Below are 22,391 nucleotides of genomic sequence, written 5' to 3'. Positions count from 1 at the left end.
AAAAAACTAGTATTATATTACAAATAAGATGAATCATTACTATTACCATTCCATTCGGTTAATAGCAGGTATTCTTTGTCTCTGTTGTTTTCCAACGATATTTCTGCATGCACAAATCAGTGAAGGAGGTCTTCCGCCGAGTTTTCAGTTTATGACCAATCTGAAAAGTACGGAACAGCCTGTACAGATCCCGGTAAACTTCAGTGTTGAAGACCTTAAAGTTGTCGATGCTTGGCGGGTAAGCCAAGGTGCTCCTTTAGCGATTGCCAAACGGATCGAAACAGATTTGAGTATATCCAACAGTGGAAATTGGAGGACTTTACCCGACGGACAAAAAGTATGGCAACTGCATCTCGAAGCAAAAGGAGCTATTGCATTGATCTTGTCTTACTCCGATTTTTACATTCCGGAAGGCGGCAAATTATTTATTTATAATGCAGATAAAAGCCAGGTATTGGGTGCTTATACAACCCGTACCCATCCCCAAAACGGACATTTTGCTACCGAACCGATTGCCGGTGATAAAATTACACTGGAATACGTACCGGCTGCGTCGGATAAGGAACCTTTATTACGGATCAGCGGCATAGGATATGGATACAACCATCTTTACGTAACAAAAGGAACGAAAAGCGCCCAAGAAGAATTATCAGGTCCCTGCATGGTGAACATCAACTGTGAAGAAGGAGATGACTGGCAATTACAACAAAAAGGCGTGTGCCATACAATCCAGCTGATAAAAGGACAATACTTTATCTGTTCCGGATCGCTGGTTAATAATACGGCAAAAGATAAGAAGCCTTATATCCTGACCGCTTACCACTGTTCGCAGACAATGGACGGTTTAGGAGAGGCGACAGACGAAGAATTACAGGAATGGATGTTTTTTTTTCATATGGAACGCACTGGCTGCGACAACAGTTCGTCCGGGAATAGGTATGAACCAATAGTTGGTTGTACCCGTAAAGCTGCGATCCCTATTCAGAATGGTTCCGACGGTCTGTTGTTGTTACTGAACGAGAACATTCCCGATAATTATGATGTTTTCTTCAATGGCTGGGACCGGACAGGTACGCCATCGCCTTCAGGAGTCGGCATCCATCACCCTTCAGGAGATTATAAAAAGATTTCCACCTATGGAAAATATCCGGTTGAATCTGTCACCTGGAGCAATGCGGATACAAAGCAAACCGGAGCAAGGAATGCCCATTGGAACACCACCTTCGATGAAACGGCCAACGGTCATGCGGTAACGGAAGGTGGATCTTCCGGCTCTCCGCTTTTCAACGACAAAGGTCTGATTATAGGAACATTGAGCGGAGGTAATTCTTCTTGTGAAAACCCCAACGGACTAAACCTGTACGGTAAATTTTCTTTTCATTGGAACAAATTCAGCGAAAACAGCAAAGAGCGTATGGATATCTGGCTGGATCCTCAGAATACAGGAACGACATATCTTGCCGGTATGTCGCAGGACGGCCAAACAGTAGAAGCCGGCTTAATGGCACCGACGGACCTGACAGCCCGGAAAACGACAGACGGAAATATCGAACTGGAATGGAAAGCACCCATATATCAACAAATTATCGGCTGGGGAGATCAAGGGATAGTTTCTCAGTTTGGATTAGGCGATCCTTTTTATTATGGTCAGAGATGGGATACGAATGATTTGACACCAATTCACAAAAAGACGATCACTACCGTTTATTTCACTCCGGTCGAAAATGTGTCGTACGCCGTTTATATAGAACAGGGAAACCGGATATATGAAGAAGATCTGACAGATATTGAATACCAGAAAACGAATGCTATTACATTAAAAAAGCCTTTCACTATAGATGCCGGTCAGGATTTGATTGTAGCTATTCATGCCAAAGAATATAATAAAAAGATTTTTCCGGCTTTTGCCGACGAAGGGCCAGCCATCGACGGAAAAGGGAATATCTATGCAATGAGCGACAAAAAGTGGGCAACATTCCCGACCGAAGAGCTGGATGCCAACTCCTGCATTTCATTCGTCGTAACTTCGGAAGAAGGAGAACTGACAAATAGTGCTTCACTGTTAAGTGCAAAGAAACAAGCACTTAATCCGGTGAAAAGCACTAAAATGACAATCATAAGATCAGAGATTGCCTCTTCGTCGCCGGAAGGATTCCTGATTACCGATTTTACGGAACCGATAGGTTATCAAATCAACCGCGACCAATTGGAATTGGCCACCTTACCGGCCTCAAGCACACAGTATACCGATAAAAACATACCGGCTAACGCTCCTGTTTATCAGGTATATGCCCTTTACAACGACAAAAAGAGCCAACCGGTTACAATCGATACCGACACCAGCGTCGATAATGAACAGATACAGAGGGAAGAGGAAGTAAGTATTCAACCCAACCTGTTCAGCGATCAGGTGAATATCATTCATAACCAGCAAGTCAAATTGCTGGAAATCTATGCAAGCAACGGGAAACTGGTCAGAAAGATACATCATCCGGGAAATATAATTCATACAGGTTCTCTCCCTCAAGGCGTATATTTCTTCAGAATGACAACAGACCGGACAACAAAAACAATCCAAGGTATCAGGAAATAAACACGACTTCACCTAATTAAATACCGGAAAGATGCAGGTCACTTGCCATCGTCTTTCCGGTATTATTTTGACATATCAGCCTGTTATTTCCTAAAGGTTATATTTCTTCATCTTATTATAAAGTGTCTGCCTACTGATATTCAGTTGCTGGGCACAAAGTGTCAGATTTCCTTTTTTCTCTGCCAGCACTTCACTGATAAACTGTTTCTCCATCTCTTCCAAAGTAACCGGATGGGAAACAGTTACAGGAGGAACGTCCATATAAAAGTCATCACTATCGAGCACGGATGAATTTGAAAGAAGCACGGCACGCTCGATGGTCTGCTGCAAAAGACTGAGGTCACCATTGAGCATCCTGTCCGACAACTTATGCAATGCATCGGGAGTAATTCCGGGAAAAGGTTTCCCATAAGCCGTTGCATATTTCCGGAGCAGGGAGTTGACAAGCAATGTAACGACAGAATCTGTTTCTTCCGAAAGAAATTCCGATTCCTTTCGAGAGGAATTTCGTTTTCTCCCGGAACGGGATTCCCAGGCAGCGATAACAGTCGACAAGAGTTTATCATTATCCCAGGGTTTCACGATAAAATCCGCCGCTCCCTTTTTCAGGGAAGAGACAGCCAGTTCGATATCACCAAAAGCAGTAATCAACACGACTTCCGGCGGATTCGGACGTTCACGGATACGGTCCAGCCAGAAAAGTCCCTCTCCCCCGCTCTGCTTCCCGGTTCCGAAATTCATATCCAACAGGACAACATCCACATCATCTTCCCGAAGCAAAGCAGGCAGCAAAGTCGGCACCGAAGCACAAACCACCGTCTTAAATTCACGCGAAAGAATCATCCGCAATGTTTTAAGCACCGCCTCATTATCGTCCACTACTATAATCTTTCCATTTCTCATAACAAAAGCAAAGATATACGGATTCTTTTTTCTCCCAACTCCCATTGTCTAATATTTAGACAATTTGACTGTATCCTTCAATTATTTTTACTTATTCTTTGTCTCTACAAAAGAAAGAGGATAGATTTGAAATGCCATTCAAAAAAGAACGGAACGAAAAGCCTAATATCGAATTTATGAAAACTGTCGCTCTAAAACTTGTATTCCGCAGCTGGTGGAGAAACAAGACATTCTCAATAATCTCCATCGTCAGCCTGGCGATCGGCATTGCCTGCACAAACCTGCTGGCCGTATTCACTATTCATGAATATGGAATAGAGAAAGGAAATCCGAACAAAGAACGTATCTGGATACTCAGCCAGGACTGGCCGATGAAAACCGGAGAAAAGACAATCTATGCAGGAGGCGATATCCCGGCAATGCTGAAAGAGAAATACAGCGAAGTCGAGAATTATCTCCGGATAAGCGGAAAAACCGTCAAATACATTTCTATCGATAATGTGAAACACGCACCGATTCGTCTCGTCTCCGCCGATCCGTCTTTGTCTGAGTTTTTCCCTTATAAAGTACTCTCCGGAAACCTGAAAGAAGCCTTGACCCAGCCCGACAAACTGGCCCTTACCGAACAAACTGCCCGGAAACTTTTCGGAAAAACCAATCCGATTGGCAAAATAATACATTTCAACCTTCCCGATGAAGAGATGAGTACCAAAGGCAGTACTAACAACGAACACGCTTACCAGGTTGCCGCTATCATAGCCGACCGGGAACAATCTTTTTTAAACCTGGAGGCAGTAACGGCCATTTCAGATCCTTTCTATGGCGGTACCAGCCTGTTACTGATGAACAAGCCAATCGACCGGAAAGCATTTGAAGCACAATTGAAAAAAGACAAAATCCCTACTTTACAGGGTGACCTGGGGAATTATTATCTGGATACTTTACAGGAAAGCTACTTCTACACGACCGAAGGACAGAAATCGAACTATCTGAATTTCCGTCAGCCTACATTGCTCTATGTAGGATTAATCTCCGCCATCCTGATTCTGCTGATAGCCTGTTTCAATTATATCAACCTCAACTTCTCACGTCTCCTTCAACAGGTACGGATGATTCATACACAGAAACTGATGGGAGCCAGCCGGAAAGAAATCAACCTGCAACTTTTTCTGGATACCTTCCTGACGGTAATCATTGCCTTCCTCTGCTCGTTGCTGATTACCCATGACCTGCTTCCCCTGTTCAACTCAATCGTAAACGGGCAATTACATACCTCTTTCTTTTTCAACGGACAATCATTGCCAGTCATCTGTTGTTTTATCCTGCTGTTATCCATAATTCCGGCAGCCTATATGGGACAAAAGATATCCAGGCTTTCCAGCTCCGGCTACCGGGAGTTTTTCACCGGAAATAAAAAGAGGAAGATAGTCACCTCATTGTCCATCGCCCAATATGTTATTTCTATCGGCCTGGTCATTGCCACACTGACGGTAAACGACCAACTTCATTTCATCCGCCAAGGAGGAGATAATTATAAAAACCTGATTGAAATAGGGGATTGGCAAGAAGACAGTTCTTATGTCCGTCCTTTTGCCCGGGAACTAAAAAAACACCCGGAGATAAAGCACGTATCCCTTGCCGGAAGCTCTATCCTGGACAGTTGGATAATGCAAATCGTCCTGAAAAATGAAGACGGCAGTGAAAACTATACGGCACAAATCAACTATTTCGGTGAACCAGACTTCCTGGACGCCTTACAACTGAAGCTGTTAAAAGGTCTTCCTCCCGAACAGGCCGTCGAAAAATATGCCCGTCCGGTATATATCAATGAGAAATATGCAGAGATACTGGTCGGAAAAGGAGAAAACCCGATCGGTAAGCCGATTAATGCGATCGATAAAGAGTTCGACGAAGGGAATACAGGTAATGATCCGTCAAATGCACCGGTCACGACAATTGCCGGTATCGTCGATAACTTATACACACATACGCTGGAAAGTGAGGTTTATCCTTTTACCATACAGATCAACAACAGTCCTCAAAATTCGTTCAATTACATTTATATACGCCTCGGCGACGACAGAGAAAAGAGTATCGCCGCCGTACGGGAAGCATGGAATAAGGTAAACCCGGGTAACTATTTCACGTACCAGGATGTTTACCAAAAGTTCCTGCAACGGAACGAGAAAACAACCGAACTCTCCCGGCTGCTGTTTATGTATTCATTGATCAGCCTCTTCCTGACTTGCTGCGGCCTGTTCGGAATGGCACTCTATGCAACCGAACAACGCACCAAAGAAATAGGTATCCGGAAAGTAAACGGAGCGACCAGCCCCCAAATCATGTTACTGCTCAACAGCCAGTTCATATCCTGGATAGGCATCTCCTTTATCATTGCTATCCCTATTACCTGGCTGCTACTCAACCGCTGGTTGGAAAATTTCGTCTACCACACGGATATGAACATCGGAATCTATCTGATAAGCGGTTTTTTTGTCCTGCTCATCACCCTACTCACCGTCAGCTGGCACAGCTACAAAGCTGCATCCGGTAATCCTGTTAAAGTATTAAGAAGTGAATAACCTATTATGAATTACAAAATGAAAGCAATCGCATTCAAACTCGTCCTGCGAAGCTGGTGGCGGAACAAGACATTTTCAATCATATCGATCGTCAGCCTGGCAATCGGCATTGCCTGCACGAACTTGCTAGCTATTTTCGTTATCCATGAGTATAACCTGGAGGCGGATAATCCTCACCGGGAGACTATTTATATGATGGACCAGGATTCGCCGATCCAACCGGGTGAACGGGTTTGTTTCACTGCCGGTGGTATTGCAGCCGAGATTAAAGAAAAATACCCGGAGATTATAGATCATGTATGCCTTAATAATATCGGAATGGATTACATAAAAGTAAACAATACCCGTTTCGACCCCATCATTATAATGACAACAGAAGCCTCGTTTCCCCATTTCTTCCCTTATAAGGTATTGTATGGAGATTTGAACGAAGTGCTGACACAACCGAACAAGATCGCCTTATCGGAAAAATGTGCCCAAAAGTATTTCGGCAAAGAGAATCCGATCGGCCAAACGATCATAACCGGTGAAAACAATGTAACGACCCGTGTACTGGAGGATGGTACGATTGAAGAGGGAAAGAATGAAACCACCTATCAGATTGCCGCTGTGCTGAAATCGCGTGAACAATCTTATATCGACTTCGATGCCGTAATCGGAAATGACGGGCCACTCCCCGGAGGAGTATGTCTGTTTATGACCAACCGCCCGATCGATACGAAAAAGTTTGCCGAACAAATCCATAAAGACGGCATACAAACCTTTGTTCCTGACGGAAAATACCGTCTGTACACTCTACAAGAGAGTTATTTCAAAAAATACACACAGGAAAGTTACTTCTTCATGAACAGCCGTCAAAAGACATTACTTTACGTCGGGCTGATCTCAGCCATTCTTATCCTGCTAATTGCCTGTTTCAATTATATCAATCTCAACTTCTCCCGCCTATTGCAACAAGTGCGGATGATCCATACGGAAAAACTGATGGGAGCGACAAAAAACAATATAAACCACCAGCTATTTATCGATACATTCCTGACCGTCATTGTATCCTTCCTGTTATCTTTGCTGATAACACACGATCTGATCCCGATATTCAATTCGATCACTTCCGGAAAGATAGAGACTTCTTTTTTCTTTAACAGACAGGCATTACCTGTTATTACAGTGTTCATACTCCTGTTATCGATCATTCCTTCTGTTTATATCAGCCGGAAAATATCCAAACTATCGGCCTCCGGCTATCGCGAATTTTTCACCGGAAACAAGAAAAGAAGGATCGTAACGGCTCTTTCGATTGCCCAATATACAGTCTCTATCGGGCTGATCATCGCAACACTTACAGTAAACAACCAACTTCATTTTATACAAAACAAAGCGGAAGGATATCACGGATTAATCGAGGTGGGCAATTGGGGAGCAGACAATTCCTACTTACCGGCTTTTGCACACGAAATAAGAAAAATACCCGGCGTAGAAAATGTAACACTTACAGGTGGTCCTTTACTAAACATGGGGATAGCTCCCGTGAATATCAAAAACCAGGATGGAAGTGAAAGCCATTATATGAAAGCGCAATACATGGGAGGACGTGATTTCCTGAGAACATTAAAAATCGACATCATACAGGGAGTTGAGCCGGATAAGGCGCTCGAACAATTCCAAAGTCCGGCCTATATCACCCGGAAATATGCAGACCTACTGATTCCGCCGGGAGAAAATCCGTTCGGCCAGCAACTAAGTAAATACGACAAAGACTTTAAAGAATATGAAAAAGACAGCAACAACCCTAAAGTGGTCGTTGCAGGTATTGTCGAGAACATGTTTGCCAATTCACTCGAAGAAGATGTTTTTCCCAGTATCATTTACATCGGCCAGGATGATGATAAACGATATGCTTTTGCAGAGATCAAAGTGGGCAAAGAACGTCAGCAAACAATGGCTGCTATTAAAGAAGTATGGGAAAGGATGAATCCGGGTAAATATTTTACTTTCCAGGATGTCTATAAAGAGTTCATGCAACGCAACAGCAGGACAACCGAACTGGCGGAATTAATGATCATGTACTCGCTGATCAGTATTTTCCTGACTTGTTTCGGGTTGTTCGGTATGGCTTTGTATGCTACGGAACAACGCACCAAAGAAATTGGCATCCGGAAAGTAAACGGTTCCAGCACATTAGGGATTATGTTTTTACTGAATAAACAGTTTGTCGGCTGGATCGGGATAGCCTTTGTCATTGCCGTTCCTGTCTCATGGCTTTTCCTCAATCGATGGCTGGAACACTTTGCCTATCATACGGAAATATCCGTCTTCCACTTTCTGCTCGGCGGAATCAGTGTACTTTTTATAACACTGCTCACCGTCAGCTGGCATACTTACAAAGCGGCTTCGAGCAATCCTGTCAAAGTTTTAAGAAGTGAATAACAACTAAGCTCAAAGGCTACTTACTTTAAGGACAAAAGCTATAGCTTCTAATCTCGAAAGCTATAGCTTTTGCATCATACCACCCCGGTGACGTTTCATCATCACCGGGATGGTATCCGAATATCATCGGGATCATATTTTAATGCGAACTATTAAGACATAAATCATGTTCGCATCTATCCAGTAACTCTTAAAGTCGTTCAATCTCTTCTATTGACAAACCGGCACATTGTACAATGATAAGTGGATCAATACCTGACTTTTTCATGTTGGCAGCAATAAGGCGTTTACCCTTCGCTTCTCCTTCGGCAAGACCTTCGGCTCTTCCTTCAGCAATACCTTCAGCTTTTCCTTTGACAATACCTTCAGCCCTTCCTTCAGCCCTTCCTTCGGCAAGCCCTTCACGTCTTGCACTATTATAAAGAGTTTTTTCAACACTGATACCATCCCAGAAATGCTCGTAACCGGCTAACTCCTCGTCTGTAAAGGCTGATTCTTCCAACACTGTCAGAGCTTTCGATATTTCAGGGGCTTCCAGTAATTCATGAGGGACGACACGCGTCGATTCACCTATCTCAGTCAGAAAACGGAGCCAAAGGACATGCATACGTTTCTCACTATAGGTATGGGGAGTAAACTTAGGCAGCTCGACAAAAATCAATTGCAAACCGTCGATGATATGATCCGTATGCTCCACATGCACCATTGCATAATGATGGTAATAACCATCCAGAGCCGGTTCGAAAACCTCGTTCACCAGGTTGAGCGAATAAACCGGCTGCAACAATTCGTAGCCTTCGCCTGCATCTAACTGACGCACATAAGCTTTTGAGGCATTGAAAAGAACTCGCTCGCGAAACTCCGGCGACCAAAGCATCTGCATCTCTACCAAAAACTGACGCCCTTTCACATCGCAGCAACGAACGTCTACAATACTGAATTTACGCAAGGGATTGTCCGGCACCATCTCGGAAGGGAGGTATTCGATCTCTCTAATCTCCTCACCCGCTTTCAGGGGCAACAAGGCATTGAGTAAACTGATCACCAGATCGGGATGTTCGCCAAAAATACGTTTAAACGTAAGATCTGCTCTTGGATTTAAATACTTCATAGTTAATTCTTTTAAGTTGATATGCAAAGATAAGTATTCTTCAATGAAATAAAGAATTCCATCCTCTTTATTTTTCTGAGAACATGACAATTCATAAACATCCCGATCCTACCGCCGAATCCGTTTTCTATGTTTTTATTACAACCGGGAGAAAAACCCAACAAATGTTAACTATGACAAACTCGAGGTCGAAAGTAGGTACTTTTTTACCCCGGTTGTAAGCCAATTCCGTCCTAACACACTAATAATCAGCCGTGACAAACTTTTTGCTGCCCCCTATAAAACAAAGAAAATATAATTTGTCACCGACGGCCTATCCGTTCACCTTTTTATAGTCGGCCAGGAAGGTTGCCAGTCCGCTATCGGTAAGCGGGTGTTTCAACAAACCTTTGATAGCAGCCAACGGGCAAGTTGCCACATCGGCTCCCGCCTCGATACATTGGATAATATGTTGTGTGCTACGGATAGAAGCAGCAAGCACTTCCGTCTCATAGCCATAATAAGTATACATTTCCACTATTTTGGCAACCAGTTCAATTCCATCACTGGATATATCGTCGAGACGTCCGACAAACGGAGAGACATAAGTAGCCCCGGCCTTTGCCGCCAAAAGAGCCTGACCACGGGAAAAGACCAGCGTACAGTTCGTACGGATACCTTTATCTGTAAAATATTTGATTGCCTTAATTCCCGCTTCAATGCAAGGAACTTTTACTACGATATGCGGATTCAGGGCAGCCAGTTCCTCCCCTTCTTTGATCATTCCTTCATAATCGGTAGAGATCACCTCGGCACTCACATCGCCATCCACAATCTCGCAAATCTTTAAATAATGTGCTCGTTGGTTTTCCACTCCTTTAATTCCTTCTTTGGCCATCAATGACGGATTGGTCGTCACACCATCCAACACGCCCAAATCATTCGCTTCCCGGATCTGATCCAGGTTCGCTGTGTCTATAAAAAATTTCATCGCCTTATTTGTTTATGATTCTATTTAAATAACAAATTCATTCACTGATAGTTCTTATGTATTCAAAAGAAAAGGACTATCCTCCACTCAATTCATTTGCATAAAACTTGTATTTCTTCAAAAAATTATCGAATATTGCAGATTATTTAAACTTATGGAGATAGCCAACGAACAAATCTTTGAAAAACTATTCCGGGACCACTACTCCCTTTTATGTAACTATGCCTGCAGATATATCACTGACAGTCAGACTGCTGAAGATATTGTTCAAACATTCTTCATTTCAATTTGGGAGAAAAAGCATTTGACTGTTACTCAGGAAACATTTCTTCCCTATGCCTTTCGTGCAATCAGAAACAGTTGCATCAATTATTATAAATCTGAAATTATAAAAGAAGATTTCATTGCCTCGCTGACGGAAGAATGGAATCTCCAACTGGACGATAAAGACGATTTTATTTATCAAAAAGAGGTACAGTTGGCATTGCAGAAACTTCCGGAGAAATGCAGAAAAGTCTTTCTGCTAAAATGTATCACCGGATTGAAATACAAAGAAATAGCTGAAATATCCAATATATCGGTCAATACCGTAAAATATCATCTGGGAGAGGCTTTCCGAATCATGAAAGAGGAGTTAAAACACCTGACCTTTATTTTTTTTCTATTTTTTTTCTGATTTGACCTACCCATTTCTTTCTTCCCGATTGTAATTAATATAAAAGGAAGAAAAAATGAATTCTGAAACAATATATCAAATTATACATTCCATATTAGCTGACGAAGCTACAGATGAAGAGCGCCGTATCTTTACGGAATGGCTGGACGCATCTGATACTAACCGGGCCGAATATGAAAAACTCAAACGATTATATCAAGTCACAACGCATAGGAGCAAAAATAAAACATTCAATACGGAATTCGCATGGCAGCAGGTCCATAAACAGACCATCTCCAAAAAGAAAACATTCAGACTGCCTGTTTGGACACGTTATGCAGCAATGGTCGCCATTATTGTATTTACCGGTATGATTTATTTTTCAAAACAACCGGCATCCACTATCCATGAAGTCAACATGGAAGAATTTAGCCAGCCTACATTACTTTTAGAGAATGGAGAAAAAATAGCATTAACAGAAGAATCTTTTTCCATGCAGAAAAAAGATGTGGTAATTAAAAACGATGCAAAAAACAAACTTGTCTATGAACCACAAAAAGAAGAGAAAAAAATAACAATACAAAATAATCATTTAGTCATACCTAAGGGAAAAACATATCAACTATTACTTTCCGACGGAACCCGTATTTGGTTAAATTCAGAAACAGAAATAACCTACCCGACCAGGTTCGTTGGTAACAAGCGAGAGATAACTCTTATAGGAGAAGCATTTTTTGAGGTTGCAAAAAATAAGGAAAAACCTTTTATTGTCAACGCGAATGGCATGGAAGTAAAAGTATTGGGAACTTCATTCAACGTTTCCTGCTACACTGCTGATAAGACGATCAGTACAACACTTATAGAAGGATCTGTTTCTGTCAAAACTGAAAACAAAAAAACTGTGACTATTACCCCTTCCGAACAATTCACATATAATAGAGACGATGCAAAAACTGATATCCGAATAGTAAATACTGAACTATTTACCTCCTGGATAAATGGAGAATATATATTCAAAGATACAGCATTGGAAGAAATCGTCAAAAAACTTCAGCGCTGGTATGACTTTTCAGTCAACTATGAAGATGAGAGTCTGAAGAATAACAGATACTCGCTTATAGTCGATAGAAATACGGATATAGATCATCTTTTGGAGGTTATCAGCTATACCTCCGACATCAAACTCGAGAGAACAAATAACATTATTAACATCAAAAAAATAAGGGAGGAACAATAATCATGACATAGTAATATTATGAAAAGCAACAGAGGCAGTATGGATCAGATACTACCTCCGCTAACAGATCAAAAAATCGAAATCATTTTAGTTTAACCTGTAAATTACAAATTTATGGAAAAAAAAGCATCGGAAGACTTTTACAAAGCACAAAAAGTCTTAAAACGATCATTGTTTATTATTTTACTGAACTGTTTAATATTGGCAGTTCCATTCAATGCCTTTGCATTTGAATCTGTTTTAGAACAGAACTACACATTGAATCTATCTTTCAAAAATGCAAAGATGGAACAAATACTGGATGCTATTTCGGAACAATCCGGTATTAAAATCGCTTACAGCACAGAAGAATTAGCCACAAACAAAAATGTGTCCGTAGACATAAAAACATCTGATATAAAGGAAGCATTATCCACAGTATTAGGTGATGGTTATACTTTTAAACAAATTGATGATTATATTGCTATTGCCAAAAAAGAAAAAGATGAAGTCCAACCATCTATCATCAGCGTGGCTGATGATAGACCTTGGACAGTCCAAGGTCAAGTATTGGAAAATTCAGAACCTCCTTACCCGATGGCTGGTGTAAACATTTCTATCAAAGGTACAAAATTAGGAACAGTCAGTGATCAGAACGGTTATTTCTCGCTAAAAGCAAAACGCGGAGATGTACTTGTATTCAACTTCCTAGGATTCAAAGAATATGAATATGTCGTTTCACGTGCGATCAGTAATCTAAGCGTTTCACTTAAAGAAAATATCGAAACACTAGATGAAATTGTGATTACTGGTTTCTCTGAAGAAAAAAAGTTAAATACTATTTCTTCTGTATCTTCCCTAGATATCGAGAAAAATCTGTCAACAAAACCTATTACATCTTTATCTCAGTCATTACAAGGAGGTATCACCGGATTAAGTGTCACTCAAAATTCCGGTTTACCTGGAGCAGATGCTGCAACAATAAAAATCCGTGGTATTTCTTCTTTGGAAACAAACAATGATCCCTTGGTCCTTGTTGACGGAATACCAATGGATATGAATCAATTAGACCCAAATACAATTGAAAGTGTGACCGTATTAAAAGATGCCGCAGCCGCAGCTATCTATGGAGCCCGTGCCGCAAATGGCGTTATTGTTGTAAAAACAAAACGAGGAATGCCTGGAAAAGTAAATATATCATATAATGGCTACTTCGGACTCCAAGAGGCTACTTATTTACCAAAATTTATTGACGGAGCAGGCTATATGGAAATGGTCAATGCCGCCAATCTAAACATCGGTGGCAACCAGGTTTATTCCCAGGAAGCGATTGATGCAACCAGAAATCATACGGACCCTGTCAATTATCCGGACACAGATTGGGCTGACTGGCTATTTCATACCGGTTCCTTGCAAAGCCATTCGGTAGCAGTTTCCGGAGGTAGTAATCTGGCTCGTTTTGCATTAACAGTAAATTATTTAAAGAATAACGGATTGGTTGATAATACAAATTCTGACCGTTTGAATATCCGCGCAAACACATCTGTTAACTTACTGGATAACTTATCTGTCAACATGGACTTTAATTCATATCGAACAAACAGAGAAAAGCCTTTATACAGTACAGGTGGCGATATTTTCACTTATGTGTATCGAACTCCTCCTACAACAGTCATTCATTATCCCATGAAAGAAGGCAGTGACATTGTATATTATGGAAACAGGCCCGAACAAAGAAATCCGGCCGCAATTATGGAACGTGGCGGTACCCGAACCAATCTGGAAGACAATATAAGTATCAATATTTCACCACGTTGGGAAATTATTCCAAAACTGATTATCAGAGGCCAGTATTCATACCGTATCAGCAGTAGTGCTCAACGTGACGAACGTGAAGCATACAACTTCTTCGATTACAATTCAGGAGCATTCCTGCAAACCTGGGGGGCATCTTATACTGCCTCTAAAGACAGATCAAGTTATTACTTTTTGGGAGGTACGGCTGAATATACCTTTGAACATAATAAGCATCGTTTATTTGCAATCGGAGGTTACAACCAAGAATTAACAAATAAAGGGGATTGGGATCGTTGGTCGATGATTTCAATGTTTGCTAAAGCTAACTATACCTTTGACAGCCGTTATTTATTGGAAGCTACTGTTCGCCGTGATGGTTCATCGCGTTTTGGAAAAGGAAATAAGATGGGTGTCTTCCCTTCTATCGGCGCAGGTTGGAACTTACATGAAGAGGCCTTTATGAAACCCTTAAAAGGGAAAATCAATGAATTTAAGCTAAGAGCATCTTATGGTTTATTAGGTAACGAAAACATCGGTCTATACAAATATCAAACATTAATTAATTCCGGGAATGGTAATGAAACAGTTTATGGCAATCCTGATATCACATGGGAAACAGTTCATATGCTAAATATAGGAGCCGATATTCGTTTATTCAGAGATCTATCTATTACATTCGATTATTATGATAAACTGACTACAGACATGATTATCACACCTCCGACTTCTTATATCGGTGGAACTAGCTCTGCTCCTTTAAACTCGGGTAAAGTTCGCAACAGAGGTTGGGAAATAGATTTCACTTATGGAAAACAATTGACTAAAAACTTCAATTTCAATTTCCATGGAGGTCTCTCTCAAAACAAAAATAAAATAGAAGATTTGTTTGGTGCACCATATGATAAAGGAAGCCGTATTCACCAAATCGGATATGCATTAAATAGTTACTATATATATCCCACAAATGGCTTATTACAGGAAGACGATTTCACAAAAGATGCCGAAGGAAATCTGACCCCCAAAGAAGGTGTGGTTATTTTTGATGGTCAAAAACCCGGTGACATACACTATTTGGATAATAATAAAGATGGAAAAATAACGACAGAAGATCGTGTGATCCGTGGTGATGAACAACCTAAACTGAATTATTTTGCCAATATTACATTAGATTATAAAAAATGGAACCTGGAAGTTTTATTCCAAGGGGTACAAGGTGTAGATGCTTACTACTCAGAGCCATATTCTTTCGGTTTGAATGTTGGTGGCGACGGACAAACACCATTGGCTGTCCAAAAAGACTATTGGACTCCTGAAAATCCCAATGCCCGTTATCCAAGAATGGCACCTAACTCATCTTATGGAAGTAACCACCACACCTCTGATTATTGGCATTTCGACGCAAGTTATTGTCGCGTAAAATATATTCAGTTGGGTTATATGTTCGACCAAATGGAATTAAAGAAAATCGGTATTTCAAACATTCGCGTATATGCAAACGTACAAAACCCATTCACCTTTGCAAAAGAGAAACTAGTAGATCCGGAGAGCCGTGGACAAAGAGGTTCGTATCCTTTGGTAAAAACGTATTCTTTGGGACTTAGTTTGAATTTCTAACTATAAATATATCATATACAATTATGAAACATAATAAATTAATAAAAATAGTAGGTGTTTCTTGCTTATTGTTGGTTGGCCTTACCAGTTGTGAAGATTTCCTGACAAAAGATCATCCGACAGAAACAACAGATGAAAACTTCTGGAAAACGATGAACGAATGCGAAAATGCACTAGGGCAATGCAAATCATGGTTTAAGGCCGGATATGGAGGAGAGAATTTAAGTCTGATCCCATTGGAAGGGGCCACAGATAATATGTATTTCTTCTCCAACTATGAACAACGTATTGTTATGTTAGGAAATGGATCCTTAGTTCCTCCTACTGATACTAATGCTCCATCTAACTGGGAACATACATTCAACGCATGGAAAAACTATTATACAAAAATCCGTAGATGTTGCCGTTTTTTAGAACATGTCGACGCTGCTTATTTCTCTGATGAATCAGAACGGACAAGAATGAAAGCTGAAGCAAAAATGTGGCGTGCCTGGTATCATCTTCTGTTACTGAAATGGTATGGTCGCCATGATGGCATACCTATAGTAGACAAAGCGTTAAAACCCACAGAAATATACATGGAACGCAACACTGTCGAAGAATGTCTGACCTTTCTCAATAAAGAATTTGACGAAGTTTTACAGATTCAAGATGACAAAGCTTTTCCTTTTTTATGGGATGATGGCCGTCGTGATCGTATGAGTAAAGCTGTTACATTATGTATGAAAATGGATATCAATTTACAATTCAAAAAATATGACATAGCAAAAGATGCTGCAAAAAAATTGATTGATTCTGGATTGTTCGAACTATATTATGCGCCCAACGGAGAAAACAATCCTGGCGCAAATTATCGAGGACTATTCTCTTACAGTGGAGAACAGAACAAAGAGCGTATTTTCTTTGCCAAAGATGGTGCCAGCGATGTATGGTTCCGTTGTCTGGGAACCACTTTAAGCGGCCAGGGAGTTGCAGCTCCATTAAAAACGTTATTAGATACATATGAGACTATTGAGGGAAAAACAATTCAATCACTTTCAGCAGAAGAGCGTATTGAATTTGAAAAAAATCCACTATATAAACCTCGTGATCCACGCTTAGCAGCATCATTTATACTTCCGGGAGATAGTACCTCAATCTCCAATTATACTTATACCCCCTTTGATGAGAGCAGTAGTGACTATGTCGCAAAAACAGGGGCCTCCCGCTCCGGTTACATGATAAAAAAATACATTGATGAAAATGATCGTTCAACAGGAAATGGATCATTGGATTTAATGTTATGCCGTTATGCAGAAGTTTTATTGGATTATGTAGAATGCTTAGTTGAAACTGGTGATTGGCAGAATCCAGATGTTGAAAAATATATCAATATGATACGTCACCGTGCCGGAATGCCTAATATGGATAAAAATGTTTACAATACTCAGGAAAAGGTTCGTGAACTTTATCGTCGTGAACGTCGCGTTGAACTCTGTTTTGAAGGAAAACGCTATGATGATATCAGACGTTGGGAAATAGGTAAAGAAACTATGACAGGTCCGGCTCAAGGAGCATGGAATCCTAATAGTGGTTCTTTTGTTTTAATAGAAAACCGCAATTGTACTTTCCCTAAATACGATTCATGGCCTTTACCACAACAAGAAGAAACAGTCAATCCAAACATCAGCCAACCTACCGGTTGGTAATAAATCAAAAAGAGGAAATCCTGTCATGGGGTTTCCTCTTTCATTATTAATAACAACATTACTTCTTCACCGCAATCTTACTCAACAACCGAATCTCCTCCAAATCCGAATAATCATACTGGTAAATACCGTCTTCGGCAATCATCATCAATACATTATTATAAGGGATTACATCATAACCTTCCATACCGGAATAATGGGCCAGGCGGTTGGCCATCAGAGTCTGAGGGTCATTGGCATTATAGATCTTCAAACCATCGTCACAAAGGAAAAGCGTACCGTTATCGATTCCCAATCCTTTCGGTTTAGTCATTGTATAGGAAACTATCGGCTGGGGACGTTTCACGTCACTGACATTAATAATGATCAACTCATTGAAGTTTTGTCCGCAGTTATTACCAGAATGAACGGTTACATAGGCAATATCATCCTCCACCACAACCGGGTCACAGCCATATACATGAGTCAATGACGACTGATATTCAGGTTTTAACGGATCTTTTACGGAATAAATCAACATTCCGGTCGGCGTTCCCATAAACATACAATCCTTATAACTGAAAATAGTTTCCACATTCCATCCGACAGGAATCGTTTCCGCCGCTACAACAGGTTCCGCACCGGAAAGATCGAAAATGTCCATCTGATTATTCAATACAACATACAGATAATCCTTATAAAGACCGAAACGAGACATAGAGCCATTCACACCGGTGGAGCCGCCACCACTGCTACTTTCAGAAATGGCCCCCATATCATTATAATAGATTTCATCTTTATAATACTCATAGGTTTCTGTTACCTCCTCCTGTGTCCAGCCGACAACAACACCTTTCGCTCTACCTGCTTCAGAAAAAACTTCGGAATCGATTATGCCTTCCTCAATCGGTGGAAAGCTCTGGAGAAATACATTTTCCAATCGATTCTTCAACGCAGGTAAAGCAGGATTACTGATATCGAACCACACCAGATCAACATACGAATCCGCATATAACAGATTGTTGCGTATTGCCAGGTCGGCATTCCCCATCAATTCAATAAAACCAACCGAAGCTGGCGATGACGGATTACGGTTATCAATAATATGAATTCCTTTTCCTCGCTCCGACACATACAAATAACCTTCATAAAAACAAATCTTCCCCTTCTGGGTTATCTCTTCCGGCTGAGTGGTTACTTTCACGGAAGAACGGAATACATCAGCAGACATATATACCGGTTTGTTCACTGTATAAGTGATCGTCTCCCTCACTTTCATATCATCGTTGCATCCGCAAAACAAACAGATCAACGACACACAAAACAGACTCATTAGTTTTTTCATCTTCAATACATTTAGTGGATAAATACTTATAGTTCTTTCAATTAAAAATCAAAACGAATACCTGCACCAAGTCCGATAATCACAGAATTCTCTGTCCGGATACTCGGCGGCTGGTCATTATCAAAATAATGCGAAATACGTGGTTCGAAATAAAAACTCCAATCCCTGTAAAAACGATAGGACACACCGGCAGAAGCATTCAATGACCATTGCAGGCCGTTTATGCCTTTCTTCTCAACATTATTCACCTGTTCAAACTGCCAGAACCTATTCTCCGTCTGTTTGGACCGTAACCCTTTTTCCATCATAAAGCCGCCCGACAGGTATATTTTCCATCGTGGATTTTGCCAAAGGGATACAACCAGATTGACAGGTATACCCAGATAGTGAAGTTCCAGGCGGGACTTATACTGAACTTTATCCCATGTTGACAAATTGGAAGATAAATAAGTATATACCAACCCTGTCTCCACCCCGATATAACGATTGAAATCTTTCCGAACCGTCACACCGAAAGAGAGAGGCAACGCTGCATCCACCTCTGTATATTGTTCAGGAGGCAATACATTCGAATTTTCAAACAAAGGTGGCTTGACCGGTGGAGGAGATACCTCTCCCGGATTACCCGGAGTTATACTACTCGAAGGATTATCCATATCCATTACAAGATCTCCATTACCAAGTCCTAGCGAGACATGACCACCAGTACCGAAACCGGCATTGATAGACCATCCGCCTTCCGCTGTCTTTTTCTTACCGGCAGAAGAGAAATTATATTTTTTCGATTCATAACTATACAAATCCTGTTGCTTCTGTTTCTTTTCCGGCTGCTCCTTAGTCTCCTTTGTACTTTTCTCAATATCCGGCTGCAGCACCGTTTTTTCCTGTTCCTGTATTTCCTCAACGACTTCCGTTTCCGGTACTTCATTTCCAGTTATTTGTAACGGTTTGTCAGGTCTTGCGGCAGCAATCAATTTCTTCGTTGGTACAGACTCAGTAACAAATGGTTTCGTTTCTTCCGGAATGTTCTCCTGAGTCTCCTGATATATTTTCTCTTCATCCTGAACGGAAGCCACCGGCGGCACCACGCCGTCATAGGAGCCGTCCCCTGCCCGAAAGGGTGAAAACAAAAACAGTAATGCAATGACAGCTGCAGCCACAGAACTTCCGGCCCACCACAACCATTTCTGTCCGCGGGGCTTCATACGAGGCTCGATATCCTCCCAGCAAAGATCATCGACAGGCAACCGGTGATCTTCCAGTTTCTGCTTCATGAATTCGCTGAAATCATCCAACTGTTCTCTATGATCCGTATCACTGCGCATCTTCATGCATAATTAATGATTGAACACTTTTCTGTAACACTTTCCGCGCCCTGATAAACTGTGTTCGCGAGGTTACTTCGCTTATATGTAGCATTTCTGCTATTTCACTGTGAGAATATCCCTCTATCGCATAGAGGTTGAACACCGTCCGGTAGCCATTCGGCAAACGGGCAATACAAGCATGCAAGTCATCTGCCGACAAACGGTCTAAAGCCGACACATCGACCTCATCAGCCAAATCCCCGCAGTCATCAAAATTTACGCTTAACCGGATTGCATCATTTTTTCGGAGATATTCAAGAGCAGTAGTAACGAACACCCTACGTACCCAACCGGGAAACGCACCAGATCCCGTATAACTTCCGATCTTAGTGAATATCTTGATAAATCCGTCCTGCAACAAGTCGCGAGCAGTTTCCCTGTTATTGACATACCGCATACACACACTCATCATGGCAGGAGCATACAGCTCGTAGACTTCTTTACGAGCCCATGACTCCCCACGTTTGCATCCGGCAATTAACAGCTGTTCGTCCATAGGTAATATTACTCTCTATCTGTATGATGAAAAAGCCTCTCCTAATGTTGCAGCTATAGTGGAGAAAATTGAAAATAAATAATTATCACTTGATATATAATACCATATTATTTCTAATACTCTGTTGGGGAGAATAAGAAATATCCAAAGGAATAGGCTTTGAAGCAGAACGCACCGATTTCAATGAAGACCGACCTATTATTTCGTAGATAGCCTCTGCCAACAAAGGTTCATTCGTTTCTCCAAAACTTACCAAGTTCCAATTAAACTCATTGATCATTATATCAGGAGAAAAACCATCTGCATAATCAGCCTTACCTTCCTTATTATAACTACGGAATGTAACAGGTGAAAAAATCCAACCATATTTCTCCGATTCGTCATAAACACTCATCCCTACCGTTTTACCGAAAGTTTGTACACCGATCAGACGAACATTATTACCCAGATAAGGCTTCAAAGAATTGATAACAAGTTCAGAAGATGAAGCAGTATTGCTTCCTGTCAAAACGAACAACCGTTTCAAGTTGAGATTTCCAGATCGGACCTCTGATGTTTTCAGGAGAGGTATCACATTATTCTTACTTTCGTTTTTGTCATTATATTCCAGTTTACAAAATGTATCTCCCAACACACTTTCAGGAGCAAGTAAAGAGGTCAGTAACTGGGCACATCTCACATCACCACCGCCATTATACCGTAAATCAAGCACAAACTCATTTACATTCCGGCTTCTGAACTTTTCAAATAATTGTTGCAGGTAAAGATTATAACTCATATCGTCACGCCCATCCGGACCGATAGTAAAATGATTATACATCAAATAACCGATACAGCTATTATCGATAGTATAAACCGAATCTTTCAGAAAAGGGGTATCTTCCACAACACGGGATGCTCCCAAAGCTATTTCTTTGGTTGGAATAATAACCTCCCTATCCTCATCATATCGTGCCAGTTGAAGAGACACACTGCCTCCACTTCTCAATATATCATAATTTTGAATCGTGCCTTCTGCCCCATTTACACCCAGAATCCAGTCACCACGTTTCAACCCGGCTTCCTCGGCCGGTGAGTTCTTTAAGACATAAAGGACAACTGCTATTTTATAAATGTTATTCCCACTTTTTAAATTGGAAGTAGCGAAATCGAATCCATACGAATCTCTATCATTAAAAATACTTTTCGTCGCTACCGCCTTTTCCAGAGTTGAATAATAATGATGGCCTTCGGGCAGGTCTTTCCCGTCTTTATCAGATAATAAAGAAAGCAAAAAAGCCTTCGGTTCCGCATCAAAGTTCAACGTGTTTTTTTCAGGAAGTTCAGAATACCAAAGATAGTTTTCTCTCATAATCCTTTCTATCCATTGATTCACATCATTATCTGTTTTTGGTCCGTTGTTATCCTCCTTTTCGCAAGCTGCAAATGACAACGAAAATAAAATAACCAGTATATAACTTTTAATTTTCATACGTAACATTCCTTTCTTTTTTCTTATTAAAGGCAAAGATATGCTATATTTCCTCCTGCTAGCAGCCTCTACAAGAATTAATATGTAGTTTTTCTACTATTTTAAGTAAAAACAAGATCAATAAATAGCTTATTTTAAGTAAATAATCTATCTTAGCGTCAATAAAATGATGTTGTG

At 40.9% G+C, this 22,391-nt stretch carries 14 protein-coding genes; 7 read left to right on the top strand and 7 right to left on the bottom strand.

Annotation, left to right across the window (positions count from 1 at the left end):
• Nucleotides 1–28: 28 nt before the first annotated feature.
• Nucleotides 29–2,593 carry a T9SS type A sorting domain-containing protein gene (locus DWW91_RS13810; protein WP_122328055.1) on the top strand — a complete coding sequence of 855 codons (2,565 nt, stop codon included), beginning with the start codon at nt 29–31 and terminating at the stop codon, nt 2,591–2,593.
• A gap of 90 nt (nt 2,594–2,683) precedes the next feature.
• On the opposite strand, the gene DWW91_RS13805 is transcribed toward DWW91_RS13810, so the two are convergent.
• Nucleotides 2,684–3,496: a sigma-54 dependent transcriptional regulator gene (locus DWW91_RS13805; protein ID WP_199722580.1), complete on the bottom strand. Its 813-nt coding sequence runs from the start codon at nt 3,494–3,496 to the stop codon at nt 2,684–2,686.
• A 176-nt stretch (nt 3,497–3,672) separates the two neighbouring features.
• On the opposite strand from DWW91_RS13805, the gene DWW91_RS13800 reads away from it, so the two are divergent.
• Nucleotides 3,673–6,078 carry an ABC transporter permease gene (locus DWW91_RS13800; protein ID WP_233584488.1) on the top strand — a complete coding sequence of 802 codons (2,406 nt, stop codon included), beginning with the start codon at nt 3,673–3,675 and terminating at the stop codon, nt 6,076–6,078.
• Between the two features lie 6 nt (nt 6,079–6,084).
• Nucleotides 6,085–8,505, top strand: coding sequence for an ABC transporter permease (locus DWW91_RS13795; protein ID WP_122328052.1), 2,421 nt, complete (start codon nt 6,085–6,087; stop codon nt 8,503–8,505).
• A 190-nt stretch (nt 8,506–8,695) separates the two neighbouring features.
• Here the strand turns inward: DWW91_RS13795 and DWW91_RS13790 are convergent, their stop codons facing one another.
• Together DWW91_RS13790 and fsa are read right to left on the bottom strand one after the other, a co-directional pair.
• Nucleotides 8,696–9,616 (bottom strand): Rpn family recombination-promoting nuclease/putative transposase, encoded by a 921-nt coding sequence (locus DWW91_RS13790; RefSeq protein WP_122328051.1) that lies wholly within the window; start codon nt 9,614–9,616, stop codon nt 8,696–8,698.
• Between the two features lie 313 nt (nt 9,617–9,929).
• Complete coding sequence (gene fsa / locus DWW91_RS13785) at nt 9,930–10,586, bottom strand: fructose-6-phosphate aldolase (RefSeq protein ID WP_046145530.1); 657 nt, start codon at nt 10,584–10,586, stop codon at nt 9,930–9,932.
• A 154-nt stretch (nt 10,587–10,740) separates the two neighbouring features.
• Here fsa and DWW91_RS13780 point away from each other — a divergent pair, with 154 nt between their 5' ends.
• From DWW91_RS13780 to DWW91_RS13765, 4 genes are all read left to right on the top strand, one after another.
• Nucleotides 10,741–11,262: an RNA polymerase sigma-70 factor gene (locus tag DWW91_RS13780; RefSeq protein ID WP_122328050.1), complete on the top strand. Its 522-nt coding sequence runs from the start codon at nt 10,741–10,743 to the stop codon at nt 11,260–11,262.
• A gap of 55 nt (nt 11,263–11,317) precedes the next feature.
• Entirely contained in the window at nt 11,318–12,478 is a 1,161-nt protein-coding gene (locus DWW91_RS13775) for a FecR family protein (protein ID WP_122328049.1), read from the top strand.
• A gap of 114 nt (nt 12,479–12,592) precedes the next feature.
• Nucleotides 12,593–15,868 (top strand): TonB-dependent receptor, encoded by a 3,276-nt coding sequence (locus DWW91_RS13770; RefSeq protein ID WP_122328048.1) that lies wholly within the window; start codon nt 12,593–12,595, stop codon nt 15,866–15,868.
• Between the two features lie 23 nt (nt 15,869–15,891).
• On the top strand, nt 15,892–17,556 hold the full coding sequence (locus tag DWW91_RS13765; RefSeq protein WP_007655518.1) for a RagB/SusD family nutrient uptake outer membrane protein: 1,665 nt from the start codon (nt 15,892–15,894) through the stop codon (nt 17,554–17,556).
• A gap of 58 nt (nt 17,557–17,614) precedes the next feature.
• Here DWW91_RS13765 and DWW91_RS13760 read toward each other — a convergent pair whose 3' ends face one another.
• From DWW91_RS13760 to DWW91_RS13745, 4 genes are all read right to left on the bottom strand, one after another.
• The gene (locus DWW91_RS13760) at nt 17,615–18,880 is read right to left on the bottom strand and encodes an LVIVD repeat-containing protein (RefSeq protein WP_010801579.1); all 1,266 of its coding nucleotides are present in this window, start codon (nt 18,878–18,880) and stop codon (nt 17,615–17,617) included.
• A gap of 41 nt (nt 18,881–18,921) precedes the next feature.
• Nucleotides 18,922–20,211 carry a porin family protein gene (locus tag DWW91_RS13755; protein WP_228110493.1) on the bottom strand — a complete coding sequence of 430 codons (1,290 nt, stop codon included), beginning with the start codon at nt 20,209–20,211 and terminating at the stop codon, nt 18,922–18,924.
• Nucleotides 20,195–20,743 carry an RNA polymerase sigma factor gene (locus DWW91_RS13750; RefSeq protein WP_007655522.1) on the bottom strand — a complete coding sequence of 183 codons (549 nt, stop codon included), beginning with the start codon at nt 20,741–20,743 and terminating at the stop codon, nt 20,195–20,197. The genes DWW91_RS13755 and DWW91_RS13750 overlap by 17 nt, the downstream gene beginning before the upstream one ends.
• An 85-nt stretch (nt 20,744–20,828) precedes the next feature.
• Nucleotides 20,829–22,214 carry a S41 family peptidase gene (locus DWW91_RS13745; protein ID WP_122328089.1) on the bottom strand — a complete coding sequence of 462 codons (1,386 nt, stop codon included), beginning with the start codon at nt 22,212–22,214 and terminating at the stop codon, nt 20,829–20,831.
• Between the last annotated feature and the right edge of the window lie 177 nt (nt 22,215–22,391).

Origin of the sequence: Parabacteroides sp. AF17-3, assembly GCF_003635445.1 — a bacterium.
Classification (GTDB): domain Bacteria; phylum Bacteroidota; class Bacteroidia; order Bacteroidales; family Tannerellaceae; genus Parabacteroides; species Parabacteroides goldsteinii.
Note: the sequence above shows the minus strand (reverse complement) of the source record. Positions and strands in the feature narration are given on the sequence as shown.